This is a genomic window from Flavobacterium sp., assembly GCF_049240005.1.
Lineage (GTDB): Bacteria > Bacteroidota > Bacteroidia > Flavobacteriales > Flavobacteriaceae > Flavobacterium.
Genome location: NZ_JBMLTK010000069.1, coordinates 66,549 through 78,202 on the forward strand (window position 1 = coordinate 66,549; position 11,654 = coordinate 78,202).

An 11,654-nucleotide genomic window follows, 5' to 3' on the forward strand; every position below is an offset into this window, starting at 1 on the left:
CGATTGCCCCTGTGAGCGGTGGAAGCGGCATCCTGCCAAAAAATCGCTTGCGTTTTTTGGGAGATACAGCGGACGACGCGACCCGACAGTGGGGACAGCTCGGGCGGAGGGGCACAGCCAAAAAATAAAATTCAGCATTAAATAACATCAAAAAAGAGCCTTCATACGGTATTTATTCGCTGAGTTTATATCTTTGAAACCAAACAGCAAACAGATGAAAACGATTTTTGATTTTAATTTCGCCAACGAAAAGGCACTAATTCGTGTGGACTTTAACGTTCCGCTTGACGCGAATTTCCAGGTAACCGACGCCACGCGCATTGAAGCGGCAAAACCCACAGTAGATAAAATTTTAGCCGACGGTGGAAGTGTGATTTTAATGTCGCATCTCGGCCGACCAAAAGGTATCGACGATCAATTTTCATTGAGACATATCGTTGCTAAAACTTCGGAGATTCTTGGAGTTCCGGTACATTTTGCGAGCGATTGCCGCGGTGAAGTTGCGCAACAAGCTGCTGCGAATTTAAAAGCAGGCGAAGTTTTACTCTTAGAAAATTTGCGTTTCTACAAAGAAGAGGAAGCCGGCGATGTTGCCTTTTCGAAAGAATTAGCTGCATTGGGAAGCATTTACGTGAACGACGCTTTTGGAACGGCGCACCGTGCACACGCATCGACAACCATTATTGCACAATTTTTCCCCGAGAAAAAATGCTTCGGAACCCTGTTGGCAAAAGAAATTGAAAGTTTAAATAAAGTATTGAAGGCGGCCGAGAAACCTGTTTTGGCCATTTTAGGAGGAAGTAAGGTTTCGTCGAAAATTACGGTAATCGAAAATATTCTCGACAAGGTTGACGACATGATTTTGGGTGGCGGAATGACCTTTACATTTATAAAAGCTCTGGGTGGCGAAATTGGCGACTCGATTTGCGAAGACGACAAACTGGACTTAGCTCTTGAGATTTTGGAAAAGGCAAAAGCGAAAGGTGTGAACATTCACATTCCGGTTGATGTAGTGGCTGCAAACTCGTTTTCGAACGAGGCACAAACGCAAATTTGCGATGTACGCAGCATCCCGAACGGCTGGCAAGGCTTAGATGCCGGACCAAAAACCTTGGAACAATTTGGGGCTTTGGTATTGAAATCGAAAACCATTTTATGGAACGGACCACTAGGTGTTTTTGAATTTTCGAACTTTGCTAACGGAACCATTACTTTAGGGAATTTCATTGCGCAAGCTACAGCAAACGGAACATTTTCGTTGGTTGGCGGCGGCGATTCGGTTGCGGCTGTGAAGCAATTTGGACTGGAAGAAAAGATGAGTTATGTATCGACAGGCGGTGGTGCTATGTTGGAGATGTTGGAAGGAAAAAGCTTACCGGGAATTGATGCTATTTTAGAATAAGTTTTAAATAATCGGCAAACTTTAGCGGTAGTTGTTTCGTGCAACTGCCGCTTTTTTTGCTTAATTAACAATAAAAAAGGTTAAAAGTGGTTTATAGACTAGGTAAAATAAAATTCTAATTGCTAATTTTGCATAAATTGAAGTTTTTTGTCGTTTGTGGCTAGCTATTTTCTTTTGCCACAGCAGCCCATGATCGGAGATTGGTACAGTTTTTGGCAAGACAAAGTAACCTCAGAAACAAACATTATGAGAATACAAAAAATAGTTGTTACTGCTTTATTCAGCTTGTTTGCGGCGCCGGTTGTTTTGGCGCAGGACGTGGCGGTTAGCGGTTCAACTCCCTCGAAACAAACAGCAGCTCAGTTCTTAGATAGCATTAAAAAAACTTTTGTAACCGACAAAATGGCTTCGTGCGTAGACAGCCTTTGGTTGAAGGAACTCACGAGTCTTGATTTGTATGCAGATTTATCGGCAGATATTAAAAACATCGACTTAGACGAAAAGGTTGAATACAACTTATCGACTGAATTGTTAAAGAAACGATTAAAAGAGCTCGATGCAAAATCGCCTTTTAATATTGAATACAATCCTGGTTTAGAGAATTTAATCAAGTCGTGGTTGAAAAACCGAAAGCGTGCCTTTGAGCGCTTGATGGCCGTTTCTGAATATTATTTCCCTTTATTTGAAGAGGCGCTTGCGCGGAAAAATGTACCGCTAGAAATAAAATATTTGGCCGTGGTTGAATCGGCATTAAACCCAAAAGCTGTTTCGCGCGTGGGTGCAACAGGTTTGTGGCAGTTTATGTACCAAACCGGGAAGCAATACAATTTGCACATCGATTCGTACGTAGATGAGCGTAGTGACCCATTAAAAGCCAGTGACGCAGCAGCACAGTACATGAGCAATATGTACCGTATTTTTGGCGATTGGGATTTGGTTTTGGCGTCGTACAACAGCGGGCCAGGAAATGTTGCCAAAGCTATTCGCCGAAGCGGTGGACAAGAAAATTATTGGAATATTCGTCGGAATTTACCAAAAGAAACTCAAGGTTACGTACCGGCTTTCTTGGCAACTATGTACATTTACGAATACCACAAAGAGCATGGCATTGTTCCTAACCGCGCAATTATCAAGCATTTCCAAACAGACACAGTGGGAATTCGCAAGCAAATTAGCTTCAAACAATTGTCGGATTTATTAGATATTCCGATCGCACAATTGCAACTTTTGAATCCGTCTTATAAGGTTAACGTGATTCCAACCTACACCGATAAGATGCATTATTTGCGTTTACCTGCCGAGAAGGTAGCTTTGTTTACTTCGAACGAAGATAAAATTTATGCTTACGTAGAATTTGAAAACGCACGTCGCGAACGCCCATACCAACAATATCTAACGGCACGCGACAGCAGCCGAGTTGCCGCCCGCGATTCGATGCCTAAAGATGTTTCAACAAAAACAAAATACCACAAAGTACGTCGCGGTGAAAACTTAAGTAGCATTGCCAATCGGTACGATGTAAGCGTTGCGCAATTAAAGAAATGGAATAAACTGCGAAGCAACACCGCACCTTTAGGTCGAAACCTGCGCATTTACAAAACGGTTGCCGCAGAAGAAAATACCGCAGTAGCCGATGCTTCGAATAACGAAAAAGAAGCGAAAACGCAAGTGTCGGGTTCGCAAAAAGTTAACGACACAGCGGTTTCAGAAAACAGCGAACCGCAACTATACACGGTACAAGCTGGAGATAACTTAAGCAGTATTGCCCGCCGATTTAATGTTACTGTTGCCGATTTAAAGCAATGGAACAACATGGCCGACAATAACGTGAAACTGAACACGCAACTTAAGATATTAACCGCTAAAACCGCTGAAGAATTACGCGAAAACGCAGTTGCAACGCAGGAGATTGCTTATGTTGTTGTGGCTGGCGACAATTTAGCTGCTATTGCTCGTAAACATCAAGTTAGCGTTGCCGATATTCAAAAGTGGAATAATTTAAGCGGAACACAAATTGCCGTTGGCGCCAAACTGATCATCCAAAAAACCGACTTAGGTGTAAAATCAGAAGTAGCTGCGAACAAACAAAAATCGCGTTCTGAGAGCTATTTGGTTCGCAAAGGCGATTCGCTTTCTGCCATCGCGAAAAAGTATCCCGGTGTTACGGTTTCCGACATCAAGAAGTGGAATAAAATCAGCGGCGACGATCTTAAACCAGGTATGCGTTTAAAAATCAACGGAAAATAATCTGTTTTTCGCACGATAATAAGGCTGCTGGCATTTTCCCTGCGCCGTTCGGTCGTTATGTTTCGAACTAATTCGTAGCTTTGAAATACTTAAAACCTGAGCACCCATCACATAGGTTTTTAGAGTTATTGGTATGCGACAATCAGCCCTATTTTGTGTTTTAGCATTATTGCTTTTTGCTTGCGCAGATCGCGACTCAACTGCATTGCCACAAGCTACGGGCGCCGTAAACTCTTTGTCGGTTGTGATTCCCGATCAGTTGTGGGATGGTGAAATTGGCGATAGTATTCGTAAGAAATTTGCTGCTCCAGTAGACGGACTTCCCCAAGAAGAACCACAGTTCACGATAAATCAGTATCCGCTTCGCGCACTCGATGGACGGTTAACCGCACGAAACGTTTTGATCATCAAAAAAGAGGATCGGAATGCGTATAAAATCGTTCGAAATGAATTTGCCGAACCGCAGCACGTGGCGCACATTTCCGGCAAATCGATTCCTGAAATCATTACCCTGCTCGACAAACAAGTAAACGGAATTGTTAGTCAGTTTAAAGCAAACGAAATAGCGTATTCCCAGCGAAAAATCGATACCAGTAAATTGGAAACCGAGCTGCTCAAAAAACGTTTTAAAATCGATTTATTGATTTCAGACAAATACAAAGTGGCACTTTCTAAACGCAACTTTATTTGGTTTAAAAGCGAGATTTTATCGGGCAACACCAGTTTAGTCGTTTATCGCGTTCCAACGTCGGCCATCTTCAAAGGAGGAAATGTAGCGGGGAATATCATTCGCGTTCGCGATTCAATTAGCGGAAAATACATTCGCGGAAAAGAACGTGGAAGTAAAATGCAAACCGAGGAATCTTATGCGCCGTATTTTGCCGTCGGACGTTTGAACGGAAGGAGAATTTACGAAACCAAAGGAACTTGGGAACTAAAAGGCGATTTCATGAACGGTTCGTTTATCAATTTTGCCATTCGCGATAAAAAACGCAACCAATTTGTAATTGTAGAAGGCTTTTGTTATGCGCCGTCGACAGAGAAGCGCGACTTGATGCACGAACTGGAAGCCATGATAAAATCGGTAAAATTATATTGATGGAAACACCGCAATGGCTGGTTAAGCCCTTCGACGAATTAAGTACACAAAACCTTTACGATCTTCTGCATCTGCGCGCTAAAGTATTTGTCGTAGAACAAGACTGTCCGTACTTAGACGTCGATTATTACGATCAAAAATCCGTGCATTTAATGGGCGTTGCCGACAATCGCATTGTTTGTTATTGCCGACTTTTCGATGCGGGAAATTACTTTGAAACGGCTTGTATCGGACGTGTGGTTATTGATCCTGAATATCGCAACAAAAAATGGGGGCATCTGCTCATGACCGAAGCGATTCGCGAATTGTATCGCCTTTTCGGCGTGCAACGCATCGAAATTTCTGCCCAGTGTTATCTAGAGCAATTTTACGCTTCACACGGATTTGTCACCATTAGTGAGATGTATTTGGAAGACAACATCCCGCATGTGCGTATGCGATTAGATCCTAAATCTTCGTAATTACCAACTCAACTCGACGATCGTACTCGGCGCCTTTCCCCAAAGGAACGGTATTTCCGTAGCCTTTAAACGTCATTCGTTTTTTATCGATTTTCTTAAAAATCAAGTATTTGTAAACGCTTTCGGCTCGGTTATGACTCAGTTGTCGTTTACGCGTTTCTTTATCGATAGCCTCTTTTTGAAACGGCGGCGTGCAACATACATGTCCTTGAATTTCAAAATGCAAATTCTTGTACTTCTGCAACAAACGCGCTACTTTGTCTAGATCGGTTTTCGACTTAAAGGTTAATTTAGAACTACCGCGCTCGAATAATAGATTTTCGAGGTAGATATGGTCGCCAACCACGTGTTTTTTCTGTATGCTCGTGTAGAATCCGGGCAGTTCAATTTTAGGAAGAGGTTTTAAATTGATTACCACATCTACTCTTCTGTTCTTGGAGCGAACTTCAGGCAGGTTCTCCACCACATCGTCGTCAATTAAAATGCGTCCTTTTCCTTCAATGGTAACAATGATCTTATTCTTGATGCCGTTGTCGATGAGCTTTTGTTTGATGGTATTGGCGCGATTTGTCGATAACTTAAAGTTGTACGCTTCTTTTCCGACATCGTCGGTGTAGCCAAAAATTTGAATAGACTCAATTCGTGTAGAATCGGTTTGTTTAATGAAGTTCACCACGTCGGTTTCTTGCTTGGCATCGAGCGAAAACTTATCGAAACCGAAATAAATGGAATGTACTACTTCTTCCTGAGCTTGTATAGTAGTAGTTAGTAACAGGAATAAAAACATCCAAAATCTCATAGTTATTTTTTTAAGATTTTATTGTACGAAGCAGTATTTGCAAGTAATTCTGTGGCTTTTTTAATTTGCGTATCGTTGGTTAAATAATACTTATACAAACCTTCTTTATAGGCGTAGCGTTTGATTAATTCGTCGATAATCAACTTGCTGATTTCACCTTCATATTTATTGAGCTCTACATCCTCACTACGCTGAATAGCTGCTAGTAATTGCTCGTATTCTTTGGCAATGCTTTGATCGAGTTTTTCCTTTTTTGCCGATTCTAATGTTTTTCGCAAGGCTACTTCTGTTTCCGTATCAAAACTAATTTTATTGGTTTTCAAAAACTGCTTAAACTCGGCGTATTTCGCAGAAGTGAAATTAGGAATACCATTCTCCGGAATCGGGTTTTTGTAGTAGTAATCGGTAGCATAGCGAAAAATACCGTCGTTTTTCTGAAGTGCGGTGGTAATGTAGCTCATCTTAGCTTCGGGCAGTTCTACATCGGGTTGAATGCCGCCGCCGTCGTAAACCGTTCTGCCATTTTTAGTTTTGAATGCATTGTATTGCGAAGCATCTGTACGAATGGCTTTTCCATCTTTATCTTTTCGCGAATAGTCCAATGCTTGGATACATCTGCCTGAAGGCGTATAATAGCGCGAAATTGTGACCTTAACCTGAGTTCCGTAAGTTAAATCGATGGGGCGTTGCACCAAACCTTTCCCGAAACTGCGCGTTCCAACCACTACGGCACGATCTAAATCTTGCAAGCCACCGCTCACAATTTCCGAAGCCGAAGCACTTTTTCCATCGACCAAAACCACCAACGGAATTTCAGTATCCACTGGCTCTTTAGCGGTACGATACGTATTGTTGTGCTTCTCTACTTTCGATTTCGTCGTTACGATAACTTCGCCTTTCGGAACAAATAAATTGCAAACGTTTACGGCTTCGTTAAGCAAACCTCCCGGATTTCCGCGCAAATCCAAGATGATTTTCTTAGCACCTTTTTCTTTTAACTCTTCTAATGCCTGTTTGGTTTCAGCAGATGCTTTTTGGTTGAACTGACTAAGTACTATATAACCTGTCGTAGCATCGACCATATCGTAAAACGGCACTGCTTTTACTTCAACTTCGTCTAGCGTGAGTTGTGCATCGTAAATTTTCCCTTGACGGCGGTACTGAATCGCAATTTTAGTTCCTTTCGAACCGCGGAACAACTGGCTGGCGTCTTCTTCATACTCGCTGAGCAATACATCGCCCACTTTCACAATCTCATCGCCCGCTTTCAAACCGGCTTTGTCGGCAGCGTAACCTTTGTACGGTTCGCGCACAAAAACAATACCGTCCTTGCGCAAAATAGCGGCGCCCATACCGGTATACTCGCCGGTATTGTTGATTTTATACCGAACCACGTCACCTTCATTAAAGTACGTGGTGTACGGATCTAAATCGGCCAACATGCTTTTAACGGCTTTGTCCATCAAATCAGCTGGACTTAGCTCGTCCACATAATTCATGTTCACCGTTTTGTACAATTCAGTGAAAATCTCCAATTGCTTGGCGATTTCAAAAAAATCGTCTTTAAACGATGTTGTTGTATAAAACAATCCTGCGGCGGCAATACCCACCAATAATCGTTTTTTATAAGAGCTGACCCAAGTTGTAAAACGGTTCATCTATAATTTTATTTAAGCTTTGTTTTCGGGATTTTCAGTAACCACTTCCGAAGACTTTTGTTGCATATCCTGTGCCAATTTATCGAAAAGCTTGCAGATAACTAAACGCAATTTTTCAAATTCAAGTATTTCGTTTGATTGATACAGCAACATGACTTGCAGGCGACGGTTTTCACTTCCGCGTAAGCGATGCTGTTCCAAACGATAACACTCTCGCAATAAGCGCTTTACTCTATTTCGAAGCACGGCGCGTTTGAAATGCTTTTTTCCAACGGTAACGGCAACTTGAACACCCGGATTTTCACTATTCTCGACACGATAAACGGCGCGAACCGGAAAAATAGCCTGACTTTTTCCCGATTGAAATAAGGCGTCGATTTGCTTGGTATTTTTGAGCTTGTCGGCCTTTGGATATGTAAACAATTGTTTCATGAAGCTCGCAAATTTACACATTAACACCCGCTTTTACTTTCATTTTAGTAGTTTTACAACTTATGAGAGCTTCAGCATTATACTTACTGTTGTTTTGTAGCTTATTTACAACAACACTTCAGTCTCAAATTTACAAACCTAAATACATCGGAATTGCCGCCGGTGCTGGAAGTGAAATAAGTAATACCGATTATTCATACAGCAATCGAACGCTAAAACTTGAGGCATTTTTTCAAGTTCACCACACCGAAAAATGGAGTTATGAAGTGTTAATTCAACCCGAATTAAACTTCGCCAAACACCAACTACTCAACTTATATTTTGTAACGCCCGACGAACCCAACTTTGAGGAACTGCGCGACCGCTACACCAAATTGAAAGATATTCGAGAATACGCACTCGGAATCGGATTTATCGCCCGCCGACATTTGTCGAAAAAACTCGATGTTTACGGCTATCTATCCGTTGGACCTATGTACACCGATACCCAAACCGAACGACTGTCGCGCGGATTCGCCTTCGCAGATGTTTTTGCCGTCGGACTCTCCTATCACGTAAAAAATCTACGATTCGATATTCGACCCAACTTCAGACACACCTCAAACGCAGGATTGCAAAGCTCGAACGCAGGTTTTAATACTTTAAATTGCGACATTGCTCTGGCCTTTAAAATCCGATAAAGCAACCTACTTTTGCGAAACTTGTAAACTTGACCGCTATGATGACCTACGAACAACTTCTTTCGCTACAAAAGCAAGGCGATACCAAAAACCGATTGCGCCGCGACGAAGACGAAACCCGCATTGGCTTCGACGTTGATTACGACCGCATCATTTTCTCGCGGCCGTTTCGAAGTTTACAAGACAAAACTCAGGTCATCCCGCTTTCGAAAACCGATTTTGTGCACACACGCCTCACCCATTCGTTAGAAGTTTCGGTGGTTGGACGCAGTTTAGGACGTGCCGCCGGTGCAGCTATCCTTAAAAAATATCCGTATTTGGCGCAAGAACACGGCTATCAGGCGCAAGATTTTGGCGCAATCGTAGCTGCTGCTTGTTTGGCGCACGACATTGGTAATCCGCCTTTTGGGCATTCGGGCGAAAAAGCAATTGGGGCGTATTTTGAATTTGGAAAAGGCGCGCAGTACCAATCCGAAATGACAGCTGCTGAGTGGCAGGATTTAATTTGCTTTGAAGGAAATGCCAATGGTTTTCACGTATTGTGTGGCGATCGTGCCGGCGTTGAAGGCGGTATTCGTCTAACGTACGCTACGCTCGGTGCGTTTATGAAATATCCGAAAGCATCGCTGCCACACAAACCTACCAAAGAAATCTCCGATAAGAAATACGGTTTTTTTCAAGCCGACCAAGCCTTTTTTGAAGAAGTAGCTACCGCATTAGGACTACTCCGTAAAGACCGCGAAGAAGTGGCATTTCACAGACATCCGCTTACTTTTTTGGTGGAAGCCGCCGACGATATTTGCTACACCATCATCGATTTTGAAGACGGCATAAACCTGGGCTTGATCTCGGAAGATTTTGCTTTGGAGTACCTCATTCGACTGGTCGAAGACAAGCTCGATCGACGCAAATTCGCGCAGTTGCAATCCAAAGAAGATCGCATCAGTTACTTGCGCGCTGTGGCTATTGGCAGTTTAATTCAAGATGCGGTTCAGTTATTTTTACAACACGAAAGCGAGATTTTGGCCGGTACTTTCCACCGATCGTTGATGGAAAAAAGTAAGTACAAAGCGCAAATCGACGATATTATTAAGTTGAGTATCGACAAGATTTATCGTTCGCGCGAGGTTACCGAAAAGGAAATCAACGGCTATGAAATTATTCAAACCTTGCTCGATGCGTTTATCACGGCTTTAGAGCGCCAAGCAGCTGGCACCGAGCGCAACATCGACACTTTAATTTTACGTTTGCTGCCCGAACGTTTTCAAGATACTTCAGCCCCCTTGTATCGCCGCTTACTATCGGTTTGCCACTTTGTTTCGCTGCTCACCGACAGCAATGCCGTGCGCTTATACCAAACCGTAAAAGGACTTTCGGTATTGTAATTTGGGCGGCATTTCGCGCTGTTCGTTGCAATAAAAGCGCACAAAAGCGGTTCGTGCTGGCTTTGTCTGGGGCTTCCGCTGGTTGCCCATTCAAAACCGCTCTCATACGCTTTCGTTGCGCTTTTATTTTCACTGCCATCACGGCCGCGGGCGAACGTTACCTAAAAATGTACTTTTTCTAAAAGTTAGTTTATTTAATAGGAAAACTAAGATATCATCTAATTGATTTTCAATTTTTTACTGGAGGTAATATTGCAATATTACGTATGTTAAAAAACCACATAAAAACAGACGAATTTTTCGGTAACGACTTTGCGGCCCGGATGGCAGCGGAAAGCCTTTTGATAAATGGGGCATACAAAAGTGCGTTGGGCGTGGCGACCTAAGAAGCCGCGAACAACGTTTACTTTTGTGCCTTATTTGAAAAAGCTTGTAGCGAACAGCCGGAAATGCCGCCCAAATAAAAAACCACAGCTACAAAATTGCGGCTGTGGTTTAGTTGTGCTCGAATTTTCGCTAGTTGCGTAACTCGAAGTAAACTTTGTTGGTTCGAGTAGTATCGAATTACTCTTTGTATTTGGCGATGTTTTCGATGTATTCGGTTAGCTCATCGGTTGATGATGAAAAGCTAAACACATCGTTTACTTGGTAGTAATTGTCTTTATCCACGCAGCTCGCGTATGCAGCTTTAGCGAAATCTAACTTGTTTTGCTCAAACGAAAAGATGTTGATGAGTTCGATAATTTGTGCCGTTGACAAGCACTGAGCCGCTGCAATTTGTTTAGCTACCTTCATTTGTGAATCGGCAAACGATTGTTTTTGGACAGACTGTTTCGCTTTTTGAAATTCCGTAGCCGACATTTGCACGGTACAGGTTTTTGCTGCTTTTGGCGTAGCCGTTTGGGTTGTTTTTGGTGTCGTTTTTGGTGTCGACTTAACTACTTTAGGTTTATCGGTGATATCGATATCTTCTTCAGAACCGATGGTACGCGACGGTTTGATTGGCGTTGTGGTTTTTGTTGTTACTGTAGTAGTGGTTTTCACCCCGCCAACGTTCATGTTTATATTAACATTTTCGTCGGAATCATTGATTGTTGTCGTTGTATTTAAACCACCGACGTTCATGTTAACATTAACGCGATCGTCAGACTCCTCAATAGTTGTTGTAATACCTACACCTACTGTATTTACATCGACCGTTTGAGTAGTAGTTTCCGTGTTTTTCTTAGGTGTACTTTTCACAGTTTGAGGTAGCGGATTTTCGGTTTCGTGGAATTTCACTACTTCGGCGGTTGCGGTTGGTTGCTCGGTATCGTTATCAAAGCTACTTACGCGCAATTTGTACTTTCCTTTTTTATCTTTTTTGATATTATACGTAACGTTCATTCGTTTCTCATCGTAATCGATTAAAGAAACATTTTCGTTGATTGTTGGAATACTGCTGTCTTCAAAAATGATTTTTAGCAAGTAGTTTGGCTTTTTTAAATCGGT

10 protein-coding genes are annotated in these 11,654 nt (G+C 42.4%); 6 read left to right on the top strand and 4 right to left on the bottom strand.

From position 1 onward, the window contains the following. Nucleotides 1–214 precede the first annotated feature (214 nt). The 4 genes from ACOVQQ_RS07400 to ACOVQQ_RS07415 all read left to right on the top strand — a co-directional run bounded on the left by ACOVQQ_RS07400 (nt 215) and on the right by ACOVQQ_RS07415 (nt 5,209). Nucleotides 215–1,402: a phosphoglycerate kinase gene (locus tag ACOVQQ_RS07400; protein WP_421817630.1), complete on the top strand. Its 1,188-nt coding sequence runs from the start codon at nt 215–217 to the stop codon at nt 1,400–1,402. A gap of 246 nt (nt 1,403–1,648) precedes the next feature. Then, entirely contained in the window at nt 1,649–3,649 is a 2,001-nt protein-coding gene (locus ACOVQQ_RS07405) for a LysM peptidoglycan-binding domain-containing protein (RefSeq protein ID WP_421817631.1), read from the top strand. A gap of 133 nt (nt 3,650–3,782) precedes the next feature. After that, nucleotides 3,783–4,748: a DUF4837 family protein gene (locus tag ACOVQQ_RS07410; RefSeq protein ID WP_421817632.1), complete on the top strand. Its 966-nt coding sequence runs from the start codon at nt 3,783–3,785 to the stop codon at nt 4,746–4,748. Then, nucleotides 4,748–5,209: a GNAT family N-acetyltransferase gene (locus ACOVQQ_RS07415; RefSeq protein ID WP_421817633.1), complete on the top strand. Its 462-nt coding sequence runs from the start codon at nt 4,748–4,750 to the stop codon at nt 5,207–5,209. The genes ACOVQQ_RS07410 and ACOVQQ_RS07415 overlap by 1 nt, the downstream gene beginning before the upstream one ends. On the opposite strand, the gene ACOVQQ_RS07420 is transcribed toward ACOVQQ_RS07415, so the two are convergent. Genes ACOVQQ_RS07420 through rnpA form a run of 3 tightly spaced genes read right to left on the bottom strand, consistent with a single transcriptional unit; the run spans nt 5,196 to nt 8,098 of the window. Next, entirely contained in the window at nt 5,196–6,008 is an 813-nt protein-coding gene (locus tag ACOVQQ_RS07420; protein ID WP_421817634.1) for an OmpA family protein, read from the bottom strand. The two genes, ACOVQQ_RS07415 and ACOVQQ_RS07420, sit on opposite strands and share 14 nt — an antisense overlap. Before the next feature lie 2 nt (nt 6,009–6,010). Then, nucleotides 6,011–7,666, bottom strand: a complete 1,656-nt coding sequence (locus tag ACOVQQ_RS07425; protein ID WP_421817635.1) for a S41 family peptidase — start codon at nt 7,664–7,666, stop codon at nt 6,011–6,013. A 12-nt stretch (nt 7,667–7,678) separates the two neighbouring features. Beyond that, nucleotides 7,679–8,098: a ribonuclease P protein component gene (gene rnpA, locus ACOVQQ_RS07430; protein ID WP_421817636.1), complete on the bottom strand. Its 420-nt coding sequence runs from the start codon at nt 8,096–8,098 to the stop codon at nt 7,679–7,681. Nucleotides 8,099–8,160: 62 nt separating this feature from the next. On the opposite strand from rnpA, the gene ACOVQQ_RS07435 reads away from it, so the two are divergent. Both ACOVQQ_RS07435 and ACOVQQ_RS07440 read left to right on the top strand, forming a co-directional pair. Beyond that, nucleotides 8,161–8,778, top strand: coding sequence for an acyloxyacyl hydrolase (locus ACOVQQ_RS07435; protein WP_421817637.1), 618 nt, complete (start codon nt 8,161–8,163; stop codon nt 8,776–8,778). A 41-nt stretch (nt 8,779–8,819) separates the two neighbouring features. After that, entirely contained in the window at nt 8,820–10,163 is a 1,344-nt protein-coding gene (locus ACOVQQ_RS07440; protein WP_421817652.1) for a deoxyguanosinetriphosphate triphosphohydrolase, read from the top strand. A 564-nt stretch (nt 10,164–10,727) separates the two neighbouring features. Here the strand turns inward: ACOVQQ_RS07440 and ACOVQQ_RS07445 are convergent. Then, nucleotides 10,728–11,654, bottom strand: a 927-nt coding sequence (locus tag ACOVQQ_RS07445) for a DUF4476 domain-containing protein (protein ID WP_421817638.1), incomplete at its 5' end; no start/stop codon positions are given.

Excerpts from the sequence above, each read along its gene's own strand:
- ACOVQQ_RS07435 (WP_421817637.1), top strand. The coding sequence starts at position 8,161 with ATGAGAGCTTCAGCATTATACTTACTGTTGTTTTGTAGCTTATTTACA.
- rnpA (WP_421817636.1), bottom strand. The coding sequence starts at position 8,098 with ATGAAACAATTGTTTACATATCCAAAGGCCGACAAGCTCAAAAATACC.
- ACOVQQ_RS07425 (WP_421817635.1), bottom strand. The coding sequence starts at position 7,666 with ATGAACCGTTTTACAACTTGGGTCAGCTCTTATAAAAAACGATTATTG.
- ACOVQQ_RS07420 (WP_421817634.1), bottom strand. The coding sequence starts at position 6,008 with ATGAGATTTTGGATGTTTTTATTCCTGTTACTAACTACTACTATACAA.
- ACOVQQ_RS07415 (WP_421817633.1), top strand. The coding sequence starts at position 4,748 with ATGGAAACACCGCAATGGCTGGTTAAGCCCTTCGACGAATTAAGTACA.
- ACOVQQ_RS07400 (WP_421817630.1), top strand. The coding sequence starts at position 215 with ATGAAAACGATTTTTGATTTTAATTTCGCCAACGAAAAGGCACTAATT.
- ACOVQQ_RS07410 (WP_421817632.1), top strand. The coding sequence starts at position 3,783 with ATGCGACAATCAGCCCTATTTTGTGTTTTAGCATTATTGCTTTTTGCT.
- ACOVQQ_RS07405 (WP_421817631.1), top strand. The coding sequence starts at position 1,649 with ATGAGAATACAAAAAATAGTTGTTACTGCTTTATTCAGCTTGTTTGCG.
- ACOVQQ_RS07440 (WP_421817652.1), top strand. The coding sequence starts at position 8,820 with ATGACCTACGAACAACTTCTTTCGCTACAAAAGCAAGGCGATACCAAA.